Annotated in this window: 22 protein-coding genes; 9 read left to right on the top strand and 13 right to left on the bottom strand. The window is 65.3% G+C overall.

Annotation, left to right across the window (positions count from 1 at the left end):
- Positions 1–25: 25 nt before the first annotated feature.
- Both F7R11_RS18615 and F7R11_RS18610 read right to left on the bottom strand, forming a co-directional pair.
- Positions 26–337: a FeoA family protein gene (locus F7R11_RS18615; RefSeq protein WP_031328763.1), complete on the bottom strand. Its 312-nt coding sequence runs from the start codon at positions 335–337 to the stop codon at positions 26–28.
- Positions 338–696: 359 nt separating this feature from the next.
- Positions 697–3,159: a sensor domain-containing diguanylate cyclase gene (locus F7R11_RS18610; RefSeq protein ID WP_064808870.1), complete on the bottom strand. Its 2,463-nt coding sequence runs from the start codon at positions 3,157–3,159 to the stop codon at positions 697–699.
- Between the two features lie 276 nt (positions 3,160–3,435).
- On the opposite strand from F7R11_RS18610, the gene F7R11_RS18605 reads away from it, so the two are divergent.
- Entirely contained in the window at positions 3,436–6,987 is a 3,552-nt protein-coding gene (locus F7R11_RS18605) for an EAL domain-containing protein (protein ID WP_064809128.1), read from the top strand.
- A 40-nt stretch (positions 6,988–7,027) separates the two neighbouring features.
- Here the strand turns inward: F7R11_RS18605 and F7R11_RS18600 are convergent, their stop codons facing one another.
- Complete coding sequence (locus F7R11_RS18600; protein ID WP_021192979.1) at positions 7,028–8,617, bottom strand: methyl-accepting chemotaxis protein; 1,590 nt, start codon at positions 8,615–8,617, stop codon at positions 7,028–7,030.
- Positions 8,618–8,857: 240 nt separating this feature from the next.
- On the opposite strand from F7R11_RS18600, the gene F7R11_RS18595 reads away from it, so the two are divergent.
- Positions 8,858–9,088 carry a hypothetical protein gene (locus tag F7R11_RS18595; RefSeq protein ID WP_021192978.1) on the top strand — a complete coding sequence of 77 codons (231 nt, stop codon included), beginning with the start codon at positions 8,858–8,860 and terminating at the stop codon, positions 9,086–9,088.
- Positions 9,089–9,119: 31 nt separating this feature from the next.
- On the opposite strand, the gene F7R11_RS18590 is transcribed toward F7R11_RS18595, so the two are convergent.
- The 3 genes from F7R11_RS18590 to F7R11_RS18580 all read right to left on the bottom strand — a co-directional run bounded on the left by F7R11_RS18590 (position 9,120) and on the right by F7R11_RS18580 (position 11,334).
- On the bottom strand, positions 9,120–9,944 hold the full coding sequence (locus F7R11_RS18590) for a siderophore-interacting protein (RefSeq protein WP_064808872.1): 825 nt from the start codon (positions 9,942–9,944) through the stop codon (positions 9,120–9,122).
- 86 nt (positions 9,945–10,030) lie between these two features.
- Positions 10,031–10,711, bottom strand: coding sequence for a PadR family transcriptional regulator (locus tag F7R11_RS18585; RefSeq protein WP_021192976.1), 681 nt, complete (start codon positions 10,709–10,711; stop codon positions 10,031–10,033).
- Positions 10,712–10,821: 110 nt separating this feature from the next.
- Entirely contained in the window at positions 10,822–11,334 is a 513-nt protein-coding gene (locus F7R11_RS18580) for a MarR family winged helix-turn-helix transcriptional regulator (protein ID WP_021192975.1), read from the bottom strand.
- 88 nt (positions 11,335–11,422) lie between these two features.
- Between F7R11_RS18580 and F7R11_RS18575 the strand changes: the two genes are divergently transcribed.
- Genes F7R11_RS18575 through F7R11_RS18565 form a run of 3 tightly spaced genes read left to right on the top strand, consistent with a single transcriptional unit; the run spans position 11,423 to position 12,995 of the window.
- Positions 11,423–11,926, top strand: coding sequence for a carboxymuconolactone decarboxylase family protein (locus F7R11_RS18575; RefSeq protein WP_064808874.1), 504 nt, complete (start codon positions 11,423–11,425; stop codon positions 11,924–11,926).
- Positions 11,923–12,372 carry a GNAT family N-acetyltransferase gene (locus F7R11_RS18570; RefSeq protein WP_064808876.1) on the top strand — a complete coding sequence of 150 codons (450 nt, stop codon included), beginning with the start codon at positions 11,923–11,925 and terminating at the stop codon, positions 12,370–12,372. The genes F7R11_RS18575 and F7R11_RS18570 overlap by 4 nt, the downstream gene beginning before the upstream one ends.
- Positions 12,369–12,995: an FMN-dependent NADH-azoreductase gene (locus tag F7R11_RS18565; RefSeq protein WP_064808877.1), complete on the top strand. Its 627-nt coding sequence runs from the start codon at positions 12,369–12,371 to the stop codon at positions 12,993–12,995. Before F7R11_RS18570 ends, F7R11_RS18565 begins: the two co-directional genes overlap by 4 nt.
- 54 nt (positions 12,996–13,049) lie before the next feature.
- On the opposite strand, the gene F7R11_RS18560 is transcribed toward F7R11_RS18565, so the two are convergent.
- The 4 genes from F7R11_RS18560 to F7R11_RS18545 form a co-directional block, all read right to left on the bottom strand.
- Positions 13,050–13,418, bottom strand: coding sequence for a YXWGXW repeat-containing protein (locus tag F7R11_RS18560; RefSeq protein ID WP_082170187.1), 369 nt, complete (start codon positions 13,416–13,418; stop codon positions 13,050–13,052).
- Between the two features lie 60 nt (positions 13,419–13,478).
- Positions 13,479–14,126, bottom strand: a complete 648-nt coding sequence (gene pcp / locus F7R11_RS18555; protein WP_064808878.1) for a pyroglutamyl-peptidase I — start codon at positions 14,124–14,126, stop codon at positions 13,479–13,481.
- Between the two features lie 78 nt (positions 14,127–14,204).
- The gene (locus F7R11_RS18550; RefSeq protein ID WP_064808879.1) at positions 14,205–14,624 is read right to left on the bottom strand and encodes a MarR family winged helix-turn-helix transcriptional regulator; all 420 of its coding nucleotides are present in this window, start codon (positions 14,622–14,624) and stop codon (positions 14,205–14,207) included.
- 68 nt (positions 14,625–14,692) lie between these two features.
- Positions 14,693–16,285, bottom strand: coding sequence for a hypothetical protein (locus tag F7R11_RS18545; protein ID WP_231973340.1), 1,593 nt, complete (start codon positions 16,283–16,285; stop codon positions 14,693–14,695).
- Between the two features lie 200 nt (positions 16,286–16,485).
- Between F7R11_RS18545 and F7R11_RS18540 the strand changes: the two genes are divergently transcribed.
- Both F7R11_RS18540 and F7R11_RS18535 read left to right on the top strand, forming a co-directional pair.
- Entirely contained in the window at positions 16,486–17,301 is an 816-nt protein-coding gene (locus tag F7R11_RS18540) for an OXA-60 family carbapenem-hydrolyzing class D beta-lactamase OXA-573 (protein ID WP_064808881.1), read from the top strand.
- 244 nt (positions 17,302–17,545) lie between these two features.
- Positions 17,546–17,965 carry a hypothetical protein gene (locus F7R11_RS18535; RefSeq protein ID WP_231973432.1) on the top strand — a complete coding sequence of 140 codons (420 nt, stop codon included), beginning with the start codon at positions 17,546–17,548 and terminating at the stop codon, positions 17,963–17,965.
- Between the two features lie 43 nt (positions 17,966–18,008).
- On the opposite strand, the gene F7R11_RS18530 is transcribed toward F7R11_RS18535, so the two are convergent.
- Positions 18,009–19,646, bottom strand: coding sequence for an OpgD/OpgG family glucan biosynthesis protein (locus F7R11_RS18530; RefSeq protein ID WP_064808883.1), 1,638 nt, complete (start codon positions 19,644–19,646; stop codon positions 18,009–18,011).
- 148 nt (positions 19,647–19,794) lie between these two features.
- On the opposite strand from F7R11_RS18530, the gene F7R11_RS18525 reads away from it, so the two are divergent.
- The gene (locus F7R11_RS18525) at positions 19,795–20,130 is read left to right on the top strand and encodes a hypothetical protein (protein ID WP_151180544.1); all 336 of its coding nucleotides are present in this window, start codon (positions 19,795–19,797) and stop codon (positions 20,128–20,130) included.
- Between the two features lie 117 nt (positions 20,131–20,247).
- A complete protein-coding gene (locus F7R11_RS18520; RefSeq protein ID WP_064808885.1) occupies positions 20,248–21,426 on the top strand; it encodes a serine hydrolase domain-containing protein in 1,179 nt (392 codons plus the stop codon).
- A gap of 12 nt (positions 21,427–21,438) precedes the next feature.
- On the opposite strand, the gene F7R11_RS18515 is transcribed toward F7R11_RS18520, so the two are convergent.
- Positions 21,439–21,909, bottom strand: a complete 471-nt coding sequence (locus F7R11_RS18515) for a cyanophycin metabolism-associated DUF1854 family protein (protein ID WP_064808886.1) — start codon at positions 21,907–21,909, stop codon at positions 21,439–21,441.
- Positions 21,910–21,942: 33 nt separating this feature from the next.
- Complete coding sequence (locus tag F7R11_RS18510; RefSeq protein ID WP_064808887.1) at positions 21,943–24,249, bottom strand: cyanophycin metabolism-associated ABC transporter; 2,307 nt, start codon at positions 24,247–24,249, stop codon at positions 21,943–21,945.
- Positions 24,250–24,324 lie beyond the last annotated feature (75 nt).

Here is a 24,324-nt window from a genome sequence, read left to right as displayed (position 1 = left end):
GAAAGTGTCGGCGGCGGGCGACGGGCTACGCCGCCTCGCGTACCTGCGCGGGCGGGGCCGCCTCGGTGGCGGCAATCGCCTCAGCGGCGGGTTGCTTGGCCGCTTCAGCGCGCAGGCGAACACGGGCAGCCTCCTGACGGCGCAGCGCAAAGCGCGTAAAGCCGACCTGCACGACCAGCGGATCACCGCCGAACGGGCCTACGGCCACCACGCGCACCACTTCGCCCGTGACGAACCCGAGTTCGCGCAGGCGTTGGCTGATGGGATCGGCGGGCTCACGGTCTTCAACGTGATCCACCACCGCCGTCGCCCGGCGGGAAAGCTCGGAAAGCCGCATCGTGCCTAGTCGCTCACTTGCTGAGTGCGTTGATTACTACGTAAATGCGAATCGTTTTCATTATATCGCAACATCAAGCGTGAGGGGCTGCGGCACCGGGTCGCCGCGATGGTTATTTTGGACGAGGGATTCACGCGGGGGAGGGGCGTTGCGCCGAAGGCACAAAAAGGCAGGGTGCGCGTAAAACCGCTACTGGTACTGGGTTTTTGCCAAATTACCCTATCCTGGGTATTGGCCGGGCGGGGGTCATTGCCTATCCTTCAAGTGCGCTGAACTTCCCCGTTCAAAGCGTATTCTTGAAGCCACCGGATACCGCTATCCGGTGGTTTTTTCTTTGGTGCCTGCCGAGTGTAGGGTATTCAGTCGCTGGCGATCGCGCCGCGGCCTTCGTTCTTGGCGCGGTAGCAAGCGGCGTCCGCACGTGCCAGGAAGGTGCTCACGTCGGCATCGTCTGCATGCAATTCAACCACCCCCTGCGAAAGCGCAATCTCTGCCCGTGCACCGGCGGCCAGCAGTGGCTGACGGGCCAGCGCCGCGCGGATGCGGTCGGCAAACGTAACGGCAGCCTGCATGTCGCAGTTGGGCAGGATGACCGCGAACTCGTCGCCGCCCAGGCGGGCCACGTAGTCTTGCGTGCGGGTGTTCTGCACGATCAGCTCGGCCACGCCGCGCAGCACGTCGTCGCCGGCGGCATGGCCATAGCGGTCGTTGATGGTCTTGAAGCCATCCAGGTCGATCATGATGAGGGCCAGCGGCGCACGCGTGACTGGGTTGCCGCCACGATGCGCTTCGACCTGCGCGCGCAAGGTCGCATCAAAGCCGCGGCGGTTCAGCAGCCCGGTCAGCACGTCGTGCGTGGCATCCCAGGCGATACGTTGCACGGTCTCTCGCGTGGCCGACACATCGCGCAGCACCAGGACGCCGCTGCCCGATGTGCCTGGCAGCGGGCCCCATGACAACTCCACATCGTGCCGGCGCCCGTCGGCGCGTTCCAGCCGCAGGTTGCCCGAGAGCCTGCCGCCCGAGCGCAACAACTGCGTGGGGATGACGCGTCTGCCGCTGTCGTGCTCCACCAGGTGCAGCAGGCGGTTGATCGATTGGCCGACCGCGCGCGCGGGGTGTGTGCCAACGAGCGTTTCAATGGCGCGGCTGGCGTGGGTGACGATGCCATCGCCGTCGATCGTGAGCAGCGGCTCCTGAATGGCATCGAGCACCAGCAGCGCGGCGCGGACCTCCTGTTCGAGCGCCTCCTTCGCGCGTTGCTCGCGCGTGCTGTCGACCACGGCGACGATCCACCCGGCCAGCGGCGCACCGGCGCCACCGATGGGCCGCGCCGTCAGCAGCACCGCGCCAATAGCGGCACCTTGCCCCGTGGCAATCACCACCGGCTGATCCGCCAGTGCCAGCGGTGCGCGCGGCAGATGGGCAAGCGCGGTGGCCACGGCCCGCGCGGCAGGTGGAACCGGGTCGCCCTCCTTGGCCTGCAATGCCAGGCTGATGGCCTGCGCACTCGCGCCCAGCAGCCGTTCGAAACGCACGTTGGCAAACGGCACCGCCAGCGCGCGATCCAGAAACGCCAGCCCGACCGGGGCCTGCTCGGCCAATGCGCGGAAGAAGGCGACGTCCTGCTCGCTGATCTCCAGTGCCTGTTCCCAATACTTGGCGAGGTGGCCGACACGCACGGCCAGCGCACCGACCTCGGTGGTCGGGTCAAACGTGGAGACCTGCGGGTCTGCCAGCTCGCCCAGGCGGGTGAGCGGGCCGGGCGGGTGGGCATCGTGCAAGGGTGGGCGGCCGGAAGTGGGCGTGACCGGGTGGATCGGCAGGCCGCCTTCCACCTCATGGCGTAGGCGCTCCAGCGGGCTGACCGCGCGCTCGATCCAGAACCAGGCAAACAGCAGGCAGACGGCGCCGAAGGCAATGCCGGCCGCGATGAGCGTGCGCGCCGTACGTGCCGCGCCCGCGTAGGCTTCCTGCACCGGCCACCAGACGCCCACGCTCCAGGGCACGGCACTCAGCCGGCGATAGCCGACGATGACGGGAGCCTGCCCCGGCGGGGTGAATTCAGCGCCCTGGCTCCAGCCCTGCGCGAGCGCGCGCGCCGAAGTGGGCAGGGCGGCCAGATCCGGTGCTTGCTGCAGCAGGCGCGAGCGATCCGGCGCAACAATGTATTTGCCCCCTTCCGACACCACCACCAGGCGCCCGGTGCGTCCCATCCGGACGGCTTCCAAGTCGGCGAGCATTGGATTGCGCGACAGCTCGATCGAGCCGATCACCAGCCCCGCAAAGCTGCCGTCATTGCCGTGCAGCGGCGCCGCAAATGAGGCCACCGGGCGTTGGCCCGACGGTGCCAGGAACGGCTCCGGCATGTAGAGCCGGCGCGTGTCGCGCACGGTCTGGAAGATGGGGGGGTCGGCCATGTTGTCGCCGCGCCGTTCAGGCAGCGCCGGTGCGTCGGCCAGGAGGGTGCCGTCGGCACCGACCACCAGTACGTTGTCGAAAGCGCCGCGCAAGTCGGCATGCGTGTCGAGCCAGGCTTGGCCGTCGGCAGGCTTGTGCAGGTTGCTGGCGCCCTCGGTGGCGGCGGAGAGGCGGTCGATGATGCTGGCCAGCCGCGCGTCGATCGGGCGGGCCGCCTGCGATATTGCCTGGTCCAGGCGGCTGTCGATCTCCTGCCGGGTGTCGTCGTACACCGTGGAGACGGCCACCGCAATCAACCCCGCAAACGGTACCAGCGCGGCAAACACCACGCCCGGCAGTAGGCGGAACAACAGGCGGCGTGGGGCGGTGCCTACGGGGCGAAATTCGGGCGTATTTGGCATGTGGCCGGATTTTAGAGCGAGTCGGCCCCGTGGAAACCCCGAAACGTCAACAAAGCTACCTAGATTGCAACAGTTGCGTACACAGTTTCCACAAGTTGCGTGCGATAGGAATTGCAAGCAAAATGCTTGCGCACTGCGTCAGCCGTCAGCCGGCACGATGCCGCAACTGCATCGTGTGCCTTGGCGTACGGCCTCTGAGCCGCATGTCGTGCCGTCACTGAGGTGCAGCCGCAGAGTGCATCCGCTCTCCACACCAAGGCTCTACCGGTCATTCAAGTGCCGAAGCACGCTTTTTTTCCCACCACGCTGCGCGGCCGTTTGCTTGCACTGGCTGCGGTGGCCGCCTTGCCGGCCATTGTTGTGGCGATTGCCGGCGTGGCGCTCTACCGTGACCGGCTCAACGATCATCTTGCCCAGCGCCTGACCCACGAGACCGAGTCCGCCGCCGCGCGCGTCGGGATGGTGCTGTCCAATGCCAACGAGCTGCTCTCCGTGCTGGTGGCCGACGATTCGGCCCTGCGCATGGACCAGCAGGAATGCAGCCGCTTCGTCAACCGCGTTTTCCATAACCAGAACGAGCTTTCCAACCTCGGCGTGATTGACGCGCACGGCAAGCTGGTGTGCACGCCCGATCCGGCCAGTCTCGGTATCGACGTGTCGGATCGTGAATATGTCCACGAGGTTCTGACGACCGGTCAGCCGGCGCTGTCGACCTTCGTCATTGGGAGGGCGTCCAACCAGGCCGTGATCGTTTCTGCGCGGCCGGTGGTGGCCGTCGACGGCGCCATCCGGGGCGTGGCCTATGCGGCCGTGCGGCAGAGTGCCCTGATTGCGGCAGCCTCCGGTGGTATGCCGGGTGCGCCGGTCTACCTGATCGACGCGTCCGGCAACGTGCTGTCGATCAACGCCACGATGACGCCCGGGCAGGCACCCACGATTGCAAAGGGAACGCTCGTGGCGATGGCTGGCCAGCAGCCGGGCGACCCCATGTTGGTGGACGACACCGATGGCGTGAAGCGTGCCTATGCCGCCATGGTGGTGCCGCATGCTGCCGCCGGGCGCCTGCGCATCGTGCGAGGGGTGGACGCGACCGACATCATTCGCCAGCAGCGTGACATCGCGCTGGCCGGCGGCGGTGCCATCCTGTTGATGATCGTGCTGTTGCTGGCGCTGATTCAGATAGCGATGCGGCGGCTGGTGCTGCCGCGCGTCGATGCGCTGGTGGATGCGGCGCGCCACTACGCTGCGGGTGATTTCTCCGCGCGCGTGGTCGAGCAGGGCACCACGCGCGATGAGCTGTCGTTGCTCGAACGCACGTTCAACGAGATGCGCGCGGCCATCCAGCGGCACGACGCCACTGTCCATCGCCTGACCGAGCGTTTCCAACGTGTGGCACGTGCCACCAACGACTGGATTTTCGACTGGGATATCGCCACCGGAGAATCCTGGGCCAATGCCAGCCTGCACCGGCTACTGGGCAGCGACGCGCTGCTGGGCCCCGGCGAGGACGACGGCATGGGTGGCGGCACCTCGCGCACGCTGACTTTCCACCAGTTCGTGCATCCCGACGATGTGGATGCGTTCGGCCAGCAGCTGCGTGCGGTGCTGCATTCAGACCGGGGTAGCTGGCACAGCGTGTGCCGTGTCATCGACGCCAACCGCGCCACGCGCACGGTAGAGATCCGCGCCAGCATCTATCGCGGCAATGATGGCCGGGCCGTGCGCATGGTCGGTGGCGTGAGCGATATCTCGCAGCGCTCGGCCATGGAGCAGGAACTGCGCGCGAGCGAGGCCAACCTGCGCGTGGCCGAACAGATCGCGCAACTCGGCAGCTGGCGCTGGGACGTGTTGCGGGACTCCACCACGTGGTCTTCTGGCATGTACGTGCTGACCGGTGTGCCGGCGGGGGCGCCGCCCACGTTTGCGCAGCAATCGCAGTTCTTCACGGCCGACAGCTTCAACCGCCTGCGCGAAGCCGCCAGCCATGCCGTGACCGAAGGCGAGCCCTATTCGCTGGAACTGGAGATGATCCGACGCGATGGCGAGCATCGGTGGGTGCTCTCGCGCGGCAACATCGAACGCAACGAGCGTGACGAGGTCGTGGCGCTCTTCGGCACCATGCAGGACATCACCGAGCGCCGCGAGTCCGACGAACAGTTGCGCCTGCTGCGCCGTGTGGTGGAGTCCGTGCCATCGGGCATTGCCGTGGCCGATGCGCAGCAGCCCGACATGCCGCTGGTCTACGTGAACCCCGGCTTCGAGCGCATGACCGGCTACCGCGCCGATGAGGTGCTGGGCCGCAACTGCCGCTTCCTGCATTCCTCCGAGCCGGGGCAGCCGGCGCTGAACGAAGTGCGCACCGCCCTGCGGGATGCCAGTGAGATTCGCGTACTGCTGCGCAATTTCCGCAAGGATGGCCACCCGTTCCTGAACAACTTTCTGCTTTCGCCTGTACGCGATGCCAAGGGCGCGGTCACGCACTACGTCGGCATCCAGGACGATGTGACCGAGCAGGAGATGACGCGCGCGCGCCTGGCGCAGCACGCCACGGTCGACCCGCTCACCGGTCTGCCCAATCGCACGCTGCTGGCCGACCGTGTGCAGCAGTCGGTGGAGATGGCCGCGCGCCAGCGCAGCCGCTTCTATGTGGCGCTGGTCAATATCGACCGCTTCAAGGTCATCAACGACAGCCTGGGGCATCTGCTGGGCGACGAGGTGCTGCGCCGTGTGGCCGAGCGCCTGCGTGACGCGGCCGATACGGTGGATACTGTGGCGCGCTTTGGCGGCGACGTGTTTGCGCTGGTCATCTCCCATGCCGGCTCGCACGGCGTCGATTTCGGCTTCGATCTCTTTGCCGAGGCCATCCGCGTGGAAGGACATGAAGTGTTCGTGACGGCGAGCATTGGCGTGGCGGAGTACCCCACACACGGCTCGGATGCCGACACACTCATCCGTCATGCCGAGATGGCGATGTACTACGCCAAGCAGAACGGCCGCAACCGGCTGGAGTTCTTCGCGCCCGAGATGGACATCGGCGTGTCGTACCGGTTGAACCTGGAGCACCAGATCCGGGCCGCGCTGGAGCAGGGCCAGTTCCGCCTGCTGTATCAACCGCAGATCGACACCCAGACCGGCCGCGTGTGCGGGCTGGAAGCACTGATCCGCTGGATTCACCCGACGCGCGGACTGTTGCCGCCGGCAGCGTTCATTCCGGTGGCCGAAGAGAGTGGGCTGATTGTCGATATCGGCAACTGGGTGCTGGCCGAGGCAGCGCAGCAGCGCGCGGATTGGCATGCGCGCGGCTTGGCCGACGACCTGACGATTGCCGTGAACGTGTCGCCGCTGCAGTTCAAGCGCGGCACCGTGCTGCCGACGCTGCTCAAGCTGCAGCGCCAATACGGCCTCGGCTCGGGCTTCCTGGAGCTGGAAGTGACCGAGTCGATGCTGATGGAAGGTACCGAGCGCACCATCGAAGACCTGACCGCCATCCGTCAGCTTGGCGTGCGTATCGCCATTGATGATTTCGGTACGGGGTATTCGAGCCTGGCGTATCTGAAGCGCCTGCCGATCGACCTCATCAAGATCGACCGCGCCTTCGTCAAGGACATTGACCGCGACTCCAATGACGCCGCCATCTGTACGACGGTGGTGGTGCTGGCCCACAACCTGGGCGTGAAGGTGTGCGCGGAAGGGGTGGAAGACGCTGCGCAGGCCGTATTCCTCACATCGCACCAGTGCGACGTGCTGCAGGGTTACTACTTCAGCGAGCCACTGCTGCCCGATGCCGTGGCCGCGCTGCTGGAACGCGACGGGCGCTTTACCATCTAGGGCCTGGGGCAGGTGCACGCAAGGTGCGCCTGCCCTGCTGTCACGCGCGGAACACCGCCACCGCGTGCTTCAGATCTTCCGACTGCCGCGCCAGCACCGAGGCTGCTGCTGCGGCTTCTTCCACCAGCGTGGCGTTCTGCTGCGTCACCCCATCGAGCTGTGAGACCGAGGCGTTGATCTGCGCAATGCCGCTGCTTTGCTCGCGCGAGCTGGCCGAGATTTCCGACATGAGCTGCGTGACGGTCTGCACGGACTGCACGATCTGCGTCATGGTGGCGCCGGCCTGGTGCACCAGCGCCACGCCATCGCGCACGGATTGATCCGACGCGCGAATGATCTCCTTGCTCTGGGCAGCAGCCTGCGCGCTGCGTTGCGCGAGGCTGCGCACCTCACCGGCCACGACGGCAAAGCCGCGGCCTTCTTCGCCGGCACGGGCGGCTTCCACCGCGGCGTTGAGCGCGAGGATGTTGGTCTGGAAGGCGATGCTTTCGATGGTGGCGATGATCTCGGTCACGCGCTGGCTGTCAGCGCGGATGGCGTCCATGGTCTGCACGACGCGCTGCACGACTTGCCCGCCGTCGGCTGCGATGTGGGATGCCTGTTCGGCCAGTGTGCTGGCTTCGCGCGCGTGATCGGCATTCTGCGCAACCATGGACGTGAGCTCTTCCATGCTTGACGCGGTTTCTTCCAGCGCGGCGGCCTGCTGCTCGGTGCGGGCCGACAGGTCATGGTTGCCGGCGGAAATCTGCAGCGTGCTGTGCGCGACGTTGGTGGCGCCATCCTGGATGTCGCGCACGATGGACGACAGGCTCGCGCGCATGGTGCCCATGGCGCGCATCACTTCGCCCAGCTCGTCGTTGGAGCGGACTTCCACGGCCGTGGTCAGGTCACCCGCGGCCAGGCGCGTGGCCAGCGTGGCCGCTTCTTCCAGCGGGCGGATCAGCGTGCGCGCCAGCAGCACGCCTGACATCGTCGCCAACCCCGCGCAGCCCACACCGGTCAGCCACAGCCAGTCTCGGCTGAGTACCAGCCACGTTTTGTCGTGCAGGTCCGCTGCTTCCAATGCGATGTGCGCCCACACCGTGCCGATCAGGATGGCCACGGCAATCAGGCTTTGCAGCCCGATGACCTTGACGCGCAGGCTGTCGTGCTGGAACAGATTGACGGCGCGCCGCCAGCCTGTGCGCAGGATGCGTCCCGCGCGCACGGTGTACGACGTGTCGCCTTCGTTAATGGCGGCGTAGGCGCGTTGCGCGCGTGCAATCTGCGAGGGCGTGGCCATCGAGCGCACGGACGTATAGCCGACGACGTTGCTGCCCTGGAACACGGGCGTGACGTTGGCGAGCACCCAGTAGAAGCCGCCGTCCTTGCGGCGGTTCTTGACGAAGCCGCGCCACGGCTTGCCGGCTTGCAGCGTGGCCCACAAGTCCGCAAAGGCGGCCTCGGGCATGTCGGGGTGGCGTACGAGGTTGTGCGGCGCGCCCATCAGCTCTTCGTGCGAGTAGCCGCTCACGCGCACGAACGCCGGGTTGGCGAAGACGATGCGGCCTTTGAGATCGGTGCGGGAGATGAGGTAATCGGTGGGGGCGAGTGCGGTTTCGGCTTGGGTGACCGGGAGGTTCGTGCGCATGATGTGCCGCGCCTTATGGGCGCGCAGGTAAGCGGAAATCAGCAGGAATGGGCGGGAGTCCTCCTTTGCAACGGCACGCCTGGCGCGGTGCTAAAGGGCGAAGAAGGCTGAAATGTGACGCGACTTGATCCAGATCAAATCGGCGAGTGGTTCCTCCAGTCGCCCAGAACGGGCAGGCGTGGGCATAGCCATTGCTAAATCGAAGGCAACGGGCGCATCTGCCGAAGAGGGAGGAACACGGTGGTCAAGATCTGTGGAGACGTGGAGATCGTCCCTCGCGTGATCCCGGTGGGCGAGCGTGGTTGGGAGGCCCGTATCGACGTGGTTTTCCGTAGCGCGGAGGGGCAGTCGCTGAGGGGCTCGCAGCCCGTGCTGCCGAGTTGCACGTTCGGCTCACCGCGTGAAGCGATGGATGCCGCGCTGCTGTATGGGCAGCGCGTACTGAGTGACTGGGTGCGCGGCGCGGCGTGAACGCACCGGCCCCCGAAAACGTCAGGTGGGTTTAGCGGCGCTCTTGCGCCTTGCGTTGCTCGCGCGTGAGTCCGGCTGTCCAGTAGCCTTTGGCATCGATGGCGTCACGCGGTACCGCCCAGGTGTCTTCGAGCAGCGTGCGCACCTGTTTGAGCAGTGACGCTTCGCCCGCCAGAAAGACTTGCGGTGTGCCTGTCGGCAGCGTCTGCGCGCTCAGCGCACCCACCACCATGGCGCCTGCGTGTGCCGTGTCCGCTTCGATCCAGTGGATGTCGTGACTGCGCGGGTGGCCTGCAAATGCACCTTCGAGTGGCAGTCGCGCCCGGGCATCGCTGATGGCGATAAAGGCATGTACGGGCGTGCGCTCCGGCAGGCTCTCCAGAATGGCGAAGATGGCCGGCAGCGCGGTTTCATCCCCCACCAGCAACGTCCACGGTGCAGCGGGATCCGCCTGGAAGCCGCGTTTGGGGCCGGCAAACTCCACTTCATCGCCCGGGGCGGCGTGCTCCAGCCAACGCGCGGCGGGGCCGTGTTGCGCGGTGGGTGTCTCGTCGTGCACGACAAAGTCAACCTCCAGCTCGGCACGCTCGGCGTGGTAGCGGCGGATGGTGTAGGCGCGGCCCAGTGTGCGATCGGCGGCGCCGTTTGCCTTGAGTGGAAACATCAGTTTGATTGCGGCGCCCGGCGACATGTCGGCCAGATCGGCAAGGTCGGTCGGCGAGACACCGGTAAAAACCACACGGCGCATACGCGGCGACAGCGTGTGGATGGCGTGCACGCGCACACGGCGCGTGGCGGGTTTGAGAGGGCTAAGCAGCTGCGACATGAGACCTTGTGTGCGGTAGAAGGCGAACATAGTTGGGCTGCGGAAAGGCAGGGAGACATGGCTGCGCAGGTGTTATCCAGGTGGCGGTAGGCCACCCCGGATCAAGGCTGCACGGCTCAACGTTCCCCGGTGATTTCCTTGAGGGCGCGTAGCAGGATGTCTGCCACGCGTTGTTGCTCTTCGCGCGAGGCGAAGCGTTTTTCCATGATGGCGAACTTCAGGCGCCAGCGTGCGGTGCGCAGCGGGTCGTTGCCGGTGTCGGCCCATTCAGCCGAGCCGTCGGTTTCGCGGTCGAAGGCCATGGCTTCGTTCATGCGTTTGACGCGTTCACCCATGGCGCGCAGTTGCGCGAGGATGGCGTCTGCGCTGTGCTGGCGTTCGGCCAGCCAAGCCTCGCCTTCGGGCGTGATGCCGTAGCGCTTTTTGTTGCCCTCGGCCGTGACGGAGGCGAAGCCGTGATCTTCCAGATACGACAGCGCCGGGTAGACCATGCCAGGGCTCGGTGTGTAGAAACCCAGCGAGTGTTCTTCTACGGCCTTGATGAGCTCATAGCCGTGACGCGGGCTGCCTTTGAGCAGCGCCAGCAGCACGAGCTGCAGGTCGGCCGAGCTGAGTCGCCGGCCGCGCCAGGGGCTGCCGCCGTCGTCATCGCCCTCGCCGTAGCCGCCCGGGCCGCCAAAACCACCCACACCGCCCATCCCACGGCCAAAACCACCGCGGCCGTGGCCGTGCCGGCCCATCATCATGAAATGCTTTTCCATCCACATTTTGTGGTGGCGTCCAAACCATCCGTGCATCGTCACGCTCCTGCTGAACATCATTCGATATATCTTAAGATACATCGAATGATAGTGACGACCGTCCTGAAGTCAAGGATGAGGGCGAAAAAAGTTTGAGAGGCAGGGCGTTAGGTTGCCGCTTTGTCGCTGCCCACCATGGCCGCGTGCACCAGCCAGCGCCGCACGACCTGTTCTTCTTCGGGCGTGAAGCCTTCGAGCAGTTCCTGTTCAATGCCGCCGGATCGCTTCCGGCAGGCGGCCAGCAGGGCTGCGCCTTCTGGCGTCACGTCGATGTGCTGGATGCGGCCGTGCACGGCATGCGGCCGGCGCGTGATGGCGCCGCTGCGCTCCAGGTTGGCGACGATCACGCTCACGGTTTGCGGAGTCAGCATGGCCAAGCGGGCGAGGTCGGCGTTCGAGACGCCGGGGTAGGCGCGGATCATGGTCAGCACCAGGAACTGCGGCAACGTGACACCCACGTCCGTCATGGCGCGCTCCATGCGCAGGCGGTGTGCCGCGCTGGCCTGGCGCAGCAGGTAGCCAAGATAGCCCTCTTCACCGCGTTTGCCCTGACCGGGCTCGGGAATGAAGGGTGTGTCCAACGTGTTGCCCGCGTTGGTGGTAGGGGCGCGCTTGCTCATAATGTAAGAGTTCGAATATGATGTTCGTGCACTGATATTACCACTCCGACAACTTCGTCACAGACAGCGCACAAAACAGGAGCCCTACATGCACGATCTCTCGCCTCGCATGGACTACACAGAATTCGTCGCCACCGCCGTTGGTGTGCCGGCCGCATTGCAAGCATTGAGCAAGGCGGTGGACGCCTCCGGGCTGGAAAAGCCGCTGACCGAGCTCATCAAGGTGCGCGCTTCACAAATCAACGGCTGCGCATTTTGCGTGCAGTTCCACCTGAACCTGTCGCGCAAGCTTGGGGTGGCATCTTCCAAGCTGGACTTGGTGGCCGTGTGGCGCGACACGCCGGCGGTGTTCACCCCGCGCGAGCGCGCTGCGCTGGCCTGGACGGAAGCGTTGACGGCTTTGGCGCGCCCGGTCGATCACGGTGTGGAGGACCACGCGTACGATGCCGTGCGCGAGCATTTCTCCAAGACCGAAGTGGCATTCCTGACAGCCGCCATCGCCAATATCCAGGCGTGGAACCGCATTGCCGTGTCGTTGCGCTTTGCGCCGCCGGTGCCCGCAACTACCCCGGATGCATCGCAGGAGGCATGACCATGGACACCATCCGCCCCGTTGAAGACGAAGCCGCGCTGCGTGCGTGCTTTCCCGTCATGCATCAGCTGCGGCCGCATCTGGCCGACGCCGATGAGCTGGTCGCGCGCTGGCGCCGGCAGGTCGAGGACGGCTATCGCCTCATCGCGGTCTGGCGTGACGGCATGCCTGTCGCTCTGGCGGGTTATCGCTTGCAGGAGAACCTCGTCTACGGCCCCTTCCTGTACGTCGACGATCTGGTGACCGACGCCAACCTGCGCAGCAGCGGTTTGGGCAACGTGTTGATGGATCATCTGAAGGACACGGCACAGCGCCTGGGATGCGCGCGGCTGGTGCTCGACACGCCCTTGTCCAACGTGCTTGGTCACCGCTTCTACTACCGCAATGGCCTGCTGGCTGGTGCACTGCGTTTCGGGTTCAACACGCCGGCAAGAGGCGCCGCATGACGACGCTGCTGCATGTGGCCGTGAGCCCGCGAGAGAGCCGATCGCACAGCCGGCGTGCTGCGCAGCTGATGCTCGATCAACTGGCGGAGGCCAACGCTGGCTTGCGCATCATCGAGCGCGATCTTGCGGCAACGCCGCTGCCGCATCCCGATGCCGCCTTCGTCGAGGCCAGCCTGATGCCCGACGCCGATCGCACCCACGCACACCATGCGGAACTGGCGCTGTCCGAGACGTTGATCGGTGAACTGGAGGCGGCGGATGCTGTGTTGATCTCCACGCCTGTGCACAACTACACCGTGCCGTCGATACTGAAGGCGTGGATCGACCTGGTGGTGCGGCCCGAGCGCACGTTCCGCCGTACGCCGACAGGCAAGGTGGGCGTGCTGGCGGATCGCTCGGTGCTGGTGGTGTCGGCATCGGGCGGCAATTTTGACGGTGCCCACGCGCAGACGGATTTCCTGATGCCGTATTTGCGCTATGTGTTTGCTACCGTGGGCATCCAGCAGGTGGAGGGCATCCGCTTGCAGAACACGGCGCGCGGTGCGGATTCGGTGGTGCAGGCGTTTGAGGTTTTCCGCCAAGAGTTGGCGACACGCAGGTTGCTGATGCCGCTGGTGGCGTAAGTCGCCCGCGGCCAAAAAAACAGGCCAGCGCTTGGCTGGCCTGTCTTGACTACTTCAGCACCGGCGGCCGGGAGGGCAGCCGTGGATGCGGTTCTTGGGGTGACCGTGGTTACGGTCCCAGCCACCTTGACGCATTTCCCAGCCATGGCGACCGTGCACCCAATGTGGGGCCCGCCAATGTTGGCCGGGGCGCCCGCGCATCTGATGGCCAGGGCGCCAGACGTAACGGTTGCCGTGCAATTGCCAGTAGCCAGGTGCCCACACGTAGCCCGGTGGCAGTCTCGGAATCCGCTCGTGGCGTGGCGGCGGCGGTGGGCCGATCCGTACGTGCACCGACACCTGCGCCTGTGCAGGTAACGTGATCGAACCAAGCGCGCCTGCAACCGCCAGGCAGATGCCGAGCATCCATGCATTCTTCTTCATGTGAGGATCCTCGCGAAATGAAGTGTCGCCTGGATCGTAGCATCGGGCGCCGCGTCTGCCCTAGTGCACCGCACCACCGCTCACCTTGAGATCAGCACGCGTGGCGAGCGCAACGCTAATCGCCGTGCGTATCCCTTTGACCTGCGTATCGAGCGACAGGCTTGGCCGGCCTGCATGCCGCGCCGCCAGTTCGGGCGTGGTCGGCACGTGGATGAAGCCACCGCGCACCTGCGGCGCGCGCGTGGCGATGTGGTGCATCAGACCGTAGAACAAGTGGTTACAGTTGTACGTGCCGGCACTTTGCGACACCGCCGCGGGCACGCCCGCCTCGCGCAGCGTCTGCACGATCGCCTTGATCGGCAGCGTGGAGAAGTACGCCGTCGGCCCGTCTACCACCACGGGTGTGTCGACCGGCTGGTTGCCCGCGTTATCGGGAATGCGCGCGTCGATGATGTTGATCGCTACGCGCTCCACCGAGATCTCCGCCCGCCCGCTCGCCAGCCCGAGCGCGAACACCAGCGTGGGCGACGTCTCTTCAATTGCCGCCACCAACTGTTCATTGGCCACGCCGAACACGCAGGGCAACTGCCGCGCCACAATGGTCGCGCCGTCGACTTGCGTGCCATCGAGCGCCTGCGCGATATCCCAGGAGGGGTTGGTCGGGTCGGATTCAAATGGCTCGATGCCGGTGACGAGGACTGTGGTCATGCATGGCTCCTTGCAAAATGCGTAGGGATGCAACTAAATGGTGATAAAAAAAGGCGGCAGATGCCGCTTTGGCTTTTGCTACGTGTTCAGTGCGCTGCGTACGTCACGGAGGGCCTGGACCGTGTCGTCAAATACGTTGGTGCCTACGTGTTCGCGCAAGCGCCGCGCCACCTTGGCGCTGGCCGCCTGCAACGCAGCTTCCATCGCACGTGCGGCATCGGTGGGGAACAGGTTCCACTCGCGGCCGTCTTCCGCTGAGGGCTGGCGTTCCACCAATCCTTTGGCGATCAGGCCATCAACAAGCCGCGTGGCGGTCGGCCGCGCAATGCCCAGTACCTCGGCCAGCTCGCGGTTGAGTACCCCGGGCCGCTTGAGCACCACACGCAGCACGAACCCCTGCGGCGGCGTCAGGCTGAGCGGCGCGTACGCGGCGGTCCATTCGCGCTCGACGGTGCGGGCGAGGGCAGTCGTGTTGAAGTACAGGCAGTGATCGAACATGCGCGGCAGTCTAGCGATAGATCGTTAGGGATGCAACGAATATTTCCGCCGATCCATGGTCGACAGGTTCAGGGTGCAGCCTCGGTTGCCTGCGCAAGTTGCTTGAGTGCTTGCACGAAGTAGGCGCGGTCATGCGGCGCGAGGTCTTGTGTGGTTTCCGACAGCCGCTCCATGGCAGTGCGGGTGGTGGCGTGATCGCCGTCGGCCTTGGCAAACCACGCCAGCTCCAGCAGCAAACCGCTGACTTGCACGTGGCCGTATCGATGGCGGCCGCTGTCGTGCTCGCGCAGGCGCAGCGCCGCCACATCGGCCCAGCGTTGCGGCCAGTAGCGCGCATCGAAGGCTTCGGCAAACGGGCCGGCCTGTGCCCGGAGGTCTGCTAGCGTGAGCGAAGCGCGCGGCGCATCGGCACGCGCAATGCGCATCAGGGCGATGGCGTTCCAGGCCGACTGCAGTGGCCCACCGTTACGCAGCGCTTGCCACTCGCTCATGGCCAGCCAGCGCACGGCATCGGTGGTGCCGTCGGCGGTTGCCGAGTTGCCCAGCGCATCCCGCAGCAGCCAGCATGTCATGCCGAGGTTGGCGGCAACCTGCTGCACGGCGTCGGAGGCCTGGCTTTCCAGCGCGGCGGCCAGGGCAGTTTCGAACTGGGCGACGATGCGCTGCGCTGTTTGCCCCCGCACTTCCGGCGCAACGTCAGCCGTGTCGGCGTAGAGCAACCGTGCGCGTTCGATCAGGGCACTGAGGTTGTTCCACTCAAACCGGATCTGCGGGTGATAGCGCAGCAGGCTGCGGCCGGGTTCGGCGTCGGCCATGCGTGCGAGCAAGCCGGCGGCGAGGTCGAGATCGCGCCGGTCATACGCGCACCAGGCGGTGACGACGTGCTCCATGGCGGCGAGGTAGTCATTGCCCAGCACGTGCCGCTGGCGGCGGTGCGCGCGCAGTTGCGAGAGCAAGGCGCTGGCACGCGTGGAGTCGCCCAGCCGGCGGGCGGCCATCGCCTCGCCCAGGGTGACGAGGGCGCGTTGGAAATCGTTGTCGGCAGCATCCCCCGCGTGGCGCAGGGCGAGCAAGGCACCACCGCGCTCGGCATCCGATGCGCTGCCGGTGTGGGTGCCGGCCCCCAGCGCGTGCAGCAGGCGTCCTTCACGCATGGCATGGCGTGCCGTTAGGAAGGCATGCCAGAACGCGGGGTTGGGTGTACCGGGTGCGGGGCCGGACAGCGCGCTGGCGGTGGCCTCTGCAGCGTTGTCCGTCGGGCATTCTGTGGTGGCGATGCCGAGGAAGGCGCGTACGTCCGTATCGTCGGCAATGCGCCCTTCGACCAGGCAGACGACACGCGCGACGTCTTCGGGTGTGAGCCAGAACGGGCCCTGGCTGCGTTTGTCGGCGTTGAGGAAGCGCGGCGCGCGGTCGCGCTGTTCGCCCCAGCCGGCTTGCACGCCCCAGTTCTGCCAATCGCGAAACGCACGGCTGATCATCATGCGCTGTGTGCTGGCATCCGATACGGCCCCACGCAGATCGGCCAGCCGCACAAAGGGCTGCTCGGGCGACAGGCGGTGCGCATAGGCCAGCCGCACCAACAGCCACAGGCTCTGGAACGGCGCGCGTCGGCCATCGACGGTTTGCGGCGTGGTCAGTTCCAGGTGAAGGGCGGGCAAGGCGGGTGGCTGCATACGGAAACTGCGGTGGAGGCTGTAAGGCAAAAGCGTTGCCGCCATTGTGCGCCAAGCCGTTTGTTACAGGCGTTACGCGTGTGACGTGCAGCATGCCTTGCGCGCTGGAAAGGGCACAGCGCGCTCCCTACGATGCGCAGCGCCGGTGCTTGCCGGCAGCTACCGACAACGTTCAAGGAGTCCCTATGTTCCCTCGCTGGTCAAAGACCTTTGCGCTGGCCCTCACAGCCTATGCGTTCGTGATGGGTGCCAGTCAGGCGCACGCCGAGCTGGTCGTGCGCGATGACCTCAAGCGCGTGTTCGACGAAGCCGGTGTTACCGGCACCTTCGTGCTGATGGACATCCGTGGTGATCGCACCTACGTGGTGGACCCGGCACGCGCCGCGCGGCGCATCCACCCTGCATCAACCTTCAAGATTCCCAACAGCCTGATCGCCTTCGATACGGGTGCCGTGCGTGACGACCAGGAGGTGATTCCATACGGTGGCAAGCCACAGCCCTTCAAACAGTGGGAGAAGGACATGGCATTGCCCGAGGCGATCCGCGTGTCGAACGTGCCGATCTACCAGGAGGTTGCGCGCCGTATCGGCCCCGCGCGCATGCAGGCCTATGTGGATGCCTTTGACTACGGCAACCGCCAGATCGGCAGCGTGATTGACCAGTTTTGGCTGCGTGGTCCATTGGAAATTTCCGCATTTGAAGAGGCGCGCTTCACCAGCCGCCTTGCGCTCAAGCAACTGCCGGTGAAGCCGCGCACGTGGGATCTGGTTCACCGCATGCTGCTGATCGAGAAACAGGGCGATGCCGCGCTGTACGCCAAGACGGGGGTCGCTACCGAGTATCAGCCCGAGATCGGCTGGTGGGTGGGCTGGGTCGAGCGTGAGGGGAAGGTGTACGCGTTCGCCCTGAACATCGACATGCCGCTTGAGGCCGACATGGCCAAGCGCATTCCGTTAGGAAAACGGCTGATGCAGGCATTGGAAGTGTGGCCAACACCCTAGATCTTGAATAACGCGGTATTTTCGATTCTGATGATCAATCGGGAATACCCGTGGTTAAGAATAAGAATCGGATTGTGAGACGATTTTGTATGTAAAGAATTGTTGAATCTGACTGTTACAAAATGGCGGTTAAAAATATGTCAGGTCTGGTCGTCCGTAAACGACTGGATAAAGAACATCGCCCGAGGGTCGGGTACTGGGGGTTGTTATGCACAAGCGTTATACGAGAGGGGCCGTGGCACTGATGGCGGCGATTGGTTTGATGGGGGCGACCGGAGCACTGGCCGCTGGCGGTCAAAGCGGCGGCACGATCCGTTTCACGGGGGCGGTTGTTGCAACCGGGTACAGCGTGCAGGCTGGGCCGCGTGCTGCCGGCACGGCCGATGGGCTGCAGGCCCGTACGGCCGCAACCGGCAATCAAGTGGTCGTGGACTTCAACACACCCGCGGTCAAGCCAGTGCCAGCCGAGGTGTCGGTTATGGCGCGCGGCAAGTCGTCGGGGGTGTGGCACAGGGTTGGTGAAGTCGTGAGCGGGGCACTGATGCGTGCTCGGTATGACGGCTTCAAATCCAACGTGCTGGCGGGCAACCGCGGAAAACTCACGCTCTCACATTCACCTGGCGCCGAACCGGCACTGGCCATCGTGACGGTCGCATACAAGTAAGGCGGGAATTCTCCCGCCTTTTTTTATTCGCTCGCGCTAGCGCTTACGACGCCACCGGCCCCACTGGTGATTGAAACGGGTGGTATTGATACAGCCATGTTTCCGACAGCGGCTTGCCATCCACGCGCAGGAACAGGCGCATGTCCACCGGCTCCTTGCCCTCGACCGTCAAATCGAACTGCGCGCGCCAGTGGCCTGGCACGCCGTTCGGCACCGCTTCGGTAAATACATACGAGAACGTACCGCGCGAGGTGCTCAACACCGCTTCGGGCTTTACGCCAAAGGGCAGCTTCTCCAGCGGGCCGCCCTTGAACTCCACCATGAACTTGCGCACACCGTGCGGACGCGGTTGGCCCGGCTGGCCACCGTTGCCCAAGCGCGTGGCCACGCAGCGCGCCAGCGGCGTCGGATACGGCTCATCGGCCAGCCAGTGCAGGCGGTAGCGCAGGCGGTACTGGCTGCCGGCGCGCGCCGGTGCCTTCGGCACCCACATGGCGACGATGTTGTCGTGAATCTCGTCGTCGGTCGGGATCTCGATCAACTGCACCGCGCCTTCGCCCCAGCCCTCCAGCGGCTCGACCCACAGGCTCGGGCGGCGCTCGTAGTGCACGCCGTCCTGGTAGTTGTTGAAATCGCGATCGCGCTGCAGCAGGCCGAAGCCGCGTGGGTTGTTGTCGCCAAAGGCTGAGGCCATCGTGCGCGGCGGATCGTTCAGCGGGCGCCAGATGCGCTCGCCGCTGCCCGTCCACAGGGCCAGGCCATCGGAGTCGTGCACTTCGGGGCGCCAGTCGGTGGCGGTGCCCTTGGCGGTTTCCGAGAACCAGTACATCGACGTAGCGGGCGCGATGCCGAAGCGGTCGATGTCCTTGCGCAGGAAGATGGCTGTGTCGATGTCCATCACCACGCCCTTCGTGCGATGCATGACAAAGCGGTAAGCACCTGTGATGCTCGGGCCGTCGAGCAGCGTGTAGATCGTCACCGAATCGGCGCGGTTGTCTGCCGGCGTGTCGAACCACACGTGCGTGAAGTTGGGGAATTCTTCCGGCTTGCCAGCCTGTGCGACGTCCAGCGCAATGCCGCGTGCCGACAGGCCGTACTGATACAGCTCGCCGATGGCGCGGAAGTACGACGCACCCAGGAAGGCCACCCAGTCGTTCTTCTTCCAGTCGAGCTTCTTCTGGTCGCCCAGGCGGCTCTCCTGGAAGCGGAAGCCAGCGAAGCCGCTGCCGGGTTTGGTCCCATCGGGCAGCTTGCGTGCGGGGCTGTCGGCGGGCATGTCGAAGTACGACGCGTCGTAGACGACCTCGCGCGCGGCGCCTTTTTCCACAACGTGCATGTGCACGGGCGCGCGGAAGAACGTGCCCAGGTGGAAGAACGTCACCGGAAACTGCCCCGGGCCATCGGCAAACAGCGCGTGTGCCGTGTCGAACTTGATCTTGCCGTGGGCTTCGTAGTCGATCTTGGCGAGGATATCGGCCGGCGCCGTGGCGGGCGGCGTGTACTGCTGGCCGGCCATCGTGCGGGCGCGCTCGATCAGCGCATCGAAAGAAAACGGTGCGGCATCGCCCAGTTTGACGCCGAGTTTGACGCCATTTGCGGCCAGTGCTTCGGGCGTGATGCCGAGCGCTGCCAGCGTGGCGGTCACGGAGGCGGAGGCAAGAAGGGTTCGACGTGTGACCATAGGTGCCTGTAACGTAACTTGAGGATCAGAATAGTCCGACATGGTAACGCGGGCAGGGGTTCCGGACGGGGACTTGGCGTCGCACTTGGTGAGGCCGGTTGGCATGCGACTTATACTTCGCCCATTGTGTTTTCAGAACAAGAACAACATGTCAGTTGATTGGAAGGCCCGCCCCGCGCGCGGTCGTTTTGTCCTCGGCTGCACCGCCCTCGTCGTGATCGGAGCGGTCAGCAGCTATCTTGGTTACCGGGATGGTGAACATCTGACGGCCGCGTGGTCGCGCCTGAGCGTCGGCGCAGCCGTTGCGGCCATTGGCCTGCTCGGCGTTCTGCTGCTGGCCTTTGGCTCCGCAGCGCGCCGTGAGCGCATGCTGTTTTCGAGCGTGGCGGTGCGTTCGCGCCGCGTGCGACTCTCCGGCTGGGTGGCCTCGCTGGTGATCGGGGCGTTTGTGTTTGCCTACGTCTACGCAGCCAACGGCGCGTAACGCGCCGGACGGCCTGCGCCGCCTGGTTCACCGTTCGTCGCAAGCCGCTTGGTTGAAACGATGCGGCTGACGATACTGTGTGCCACCGATCCCATCTGATTCAAACACGGGGGTTTCATGGCGCAGCGACATTGCAGTTCTGGCTGGTTGGCCCGTGCGGCCATTGCGGTGGGTTTGGTCGCCGCTCTGCACGTGGCATCTGCGGCGCCACCGTGCGATGCCCCCGCTCAGTTGAACGATGGCTGGCAGATCGAAGCCAATCCTGCTGCCGCCGGTATTGACGCCGACCGCCTTTGCACCATCCTGCACAGCTTGGCCGGTGGTGAGGCCAACATCCACAGCCTGCTCGTCATCCGCCATGGCCGTCTGGTGGCAGAGGTCTACCATGCAGGCAAAGATGAGCGCGTGAAGGATCTCTTCCGCACCACGCGTACCTTTGACGCTAACAGCCTCCACGACATCCGCTCGATCAGCAAATCGGTGACCAGCCTGCTATGGGGGATTGCGCAGGGGCAGGGCAAGATGCCGGCGCTGGATATGCCCGCGTTGTCACTGTTTCCCGAACTGGCTGCCTTGAGCCGTGATGGCCGCGAGGCGATTACGTTGTCGCAGATGTTCTCCATGTCCAGCGGGCTGGCCTGGAACGAATGGCACGCCACGAGCCCGTTCAATAACGACGAATTCGGGCTGTTCTGGCATACCTCACAAACGCGCTACGTGTTCAACCGGCCAATGGCTGTGCCGGCCGGCACGCAGTTCAACTACAGCGGCGGCAATACTGCGGTGCTGGCCCAATTGCTGGCCGATCGCGTTGGCATGTCATTGCCCGAGTACGCACGCCAACAGCTTTTCGAGCCGCTGGGCATCACCGACTGGGAATGGGTGGACGACTACCGTGGTCGCCCGCTGGCATTTGCGGGGGTGCGCTTGCGCCCGCGGGACTTGGCGCGCATCGGGCAGCTTGTCTTGCAGCACGGCCAATGGAACGGCCGGCAAGTGGTGCCTACTGCATGGATTGCCGAATCGACCCGCCCGCACATCGATACGGGTATCGAGCCGGATTTGCGGTACGGCTACCAATGGTGGCTGGGCAAGGTGGAGGCGGGCGGTGCGCAGCAGGATTGGATGGGTGGCATCGGCAACGGTGGCCAGCGCCTGTGGATCATCCCCGCGCTCGACATGGTGGTCGTGACAACGGCAGGCGATTACAACCAGCGCGGGAGCTGGAAGCAGACGGCAACCCTGTTCAGCGAGGTGATGGCAACAGTGCAACCGGTACCGCCAGCCCTGAGGTAACCGCTGCGCGGCTCAGAGAAACCGATCGAGGATCTTGCGGCTGGGCTTGTCCAGCGCAACGTGATCGCGAATCAGGTAGTGGATACCGTGGCTGTCCGAGATCAGCAGCGTGCTGCCGGTCAGGCGGCGGATATCTTCTTCGCCGCGCAGCACGAGGTCGGTCTGGCCACGATCGGTCTGCACCGTCCACGTGCTGGGCGTGGCATAGGTCGATACGCCGATGATCTTGCGGATCTCGGGCATGAACTCGCGTGTGGCCAGTTCATCGGCGATCAGCACGCGCGTGGGCTCGGGTAGCGCATCCAGCCGCGTGATCCAGGCCAGCTCGCGGCCGTCGGTGCTCATCAGGCTGAAGCCGTCGGCCGCTGCGGAAATCGGAAACGCGCGCACAGGCACCACGCCTTCATGCGAGGTGCCGTCGGCCAGGGTCATGACCAGCTTGCCGAGGCGGTTGCGGCTCAGGGTGAAATCGGGCGTTTGCATTGCCGTGCTCTTCCAGAAACGTGATGGCTGCGCTTATTGCGCGTAAGCCGGTTCGGCAGCGTCCACGCGCTCGCCGTCGCTCGTCATGTCGGTGTCTGCGTCGACATTGCGGGCCTGTGCCTGATAGAGCTTGTAGTACGCCCCTTCGCGTGCCAGCAGTTCATCGTGGTTGCCCACTTCGACGATCTGGCCGCGGTCCATGACGACCAGGCGATCCGCCTTGCGCAGCGTCGACAGCCGGTGCGCGATGGCGATGGTCGTCCGGCCCTGCACGAGGTTGTCGAGCGCCTTCTGGATTTCCTTCTCGGTGGTCGTATCCACGGACGACGTGGCCTCGTCCATGATCAGGATGCGTGGGTTGATGAGCAGCGCGCGCGCAATCGAAATGCGCTGGCGCTCACCACCCGACAGCGCCTGGCCGCGCTCACCCACCAGCGAGTCGTAGCCATGCGGCAGGCGCAGGATGAACTCATGTGCGTGCGCGGCACGTGCGGCGGCAACGATTTCCTCGCGCGTGGCGTCGGGTTTGCCGTAGGCAATGTTGTCGGCAATCGTGCCGAAGAACAGGAATGGCTCCTGCAGCACCAGGCCGATGTTGCGGCGGAATTCCGAGATGGGCAGCGAGCGGATGTCGACGCCATCCAAGCGGATCGCCCCTTCCGACACATCGTAGAAGCGGCAGATCAGGTTCACGAGCGTGCTCTTGCCCGAGCCGCTATGCCCCACCAGGCCGATCATCTCGCCCGGCTGGATCGACAGGTTCAGGCCGCGGATTACCGCCCGGTTGCCATAGCGGAAGCCCAGGTCGCGCAGTTCGATCGCACCTTCAACGTTGTCGAGGTGCACCGGCTTTTGCGGCTCCGGCACGCTCGACACGTGGTCGAGGATGTCGAAGATCCGCTTGGCGCCCGCTGCCGCCTTTTGCGTGACTGACACGATGCGGCTCATCGAATCCAGGCGTGTATAGAAGCGGCTGATGTAGGTCAGGAACGCCACGAGCACGCCCACGCTGATGGCGTCGTGGCTGATCTGCCAGATCCCGAAAATCCAGACCACCAGCAGGCCCACCTCGGTGAGCAGCGTCACGGTGGGCGTGAACAGCGACCACACCGCGTTGACGCGGTCATTGATGGCCAGGTTGTGCTTGTTGGCCTCGGCAAAGCGCGTGACTTCGCGCTTTTCCTGGGCGAAGGCCTTGACCACGCGGATACCCGGGATCGTATCGGCCAGCACGTTGGTGATTTCCGACCAGATCCGGTCGATCTTCTCGAAACCGTGGCGCAGGCGGTCGCGCACCAGGTGGATCATCCACGCGATAAAGGGCAGCGGCACCAGGGTGACGAGCGCCAGCCACGGGTTGATCGAGATGAGGATCACGGCCGTCATCACGATCATCAGCACGTCGGTGGCGAAATCAAGCAGGTGCAGCGACAGGAACACGCTGATCCGATCGCTTTCCGAACCGATCCGGGCCATCAGGTCACCCGTGCGCTTGCCGCCGAAGTACTCCAGCGACAGCTTGAGCAGGTGCTCGTAGGTGGTGGTACGCAGGTCGGCGCTGATGCGCTCGGACACGCGCGCCAGCAGGTAGGTGCGCGCCCAGCCCAGCGACCATGCCACCAGCGCGGCGCCAAAGAGGCCGGACAGGTAGAGGGTGACCAGGCTGTAGTCGATCGGGGTGCCGTTCTGGTACGGGATCAGCACCTTGTCCATCAAGGGCATCGTCAGGTACGGCGGCACCAGGGTGGCGGCCGTGCCCAGCAGCAGCAGGGCGAACCCGGCCAGCAATTGCCAGCGATATGGCCGGGCAAAGCGCCACAGGCGCAGCAGTGCCCAGGTGGAGGGCGGTTGCTCCAGCTCGCGGCTGCACTGGGGGCAGGTGTCTTCATCGGGCGGAAGCGGCGCCTTGCAGGTCGGGCAGACGTCTGTGTCGGCTGGTGCGGGCTCGGCGCCTGCCGTGAGTGCGTTACGGCGCGCGTCGAACACATCGGTCAACCGCAGGGCGTCGGCGTTGTGGCCCAGCGTGTACCGCCAGCTCGCCAGGCGGCGCTGGCCGTCGGACAGCTCCAGCGTGCCTACGCCGGCGTGGTCGGTGTGCGAAAGCGTCATGCCGGGCGCGATGTCCCAGCTTTGCAAGTCCTTTCCGCCGGGGGCCCGCCCGATCAGGCGGCGATGCGTAACAACCAGCCACCCTTGGGTAAAATGCAGCCTTGCGTCCAAATCCAGCTGCAGTCCGGCCAGGACGGTTTCCTCTGGAGCGAGGCTTGAGCCGAGTTCGACACTCCAGGGGTCCTGAGTGCCGGCAAGGTTGGGGGCGGATGTTGGGGAGGACTGGGTCATGAGCGGCGCAAAGAATTCAAAAAGCGCGTCCCAATGGCCCAAAAAACAGCCCAAAACGGGTAAAGGACGAACATA

This window comes from Ralstonia insidiosa (assembly GCF_008801405.1).
In the GTDB taxonomy this organism is placed as follows: Bacteria; Pseudomonadota; Gammaproteobacteria; order Burkholderiales; family Burkholderiaceae; genus Ralstonia; species Ralstonia insidiosa.
Note: the sequence above shows the minus strand (reverse complement) of the source record. Positions and strands in the feature narration are given on the sequence as shown.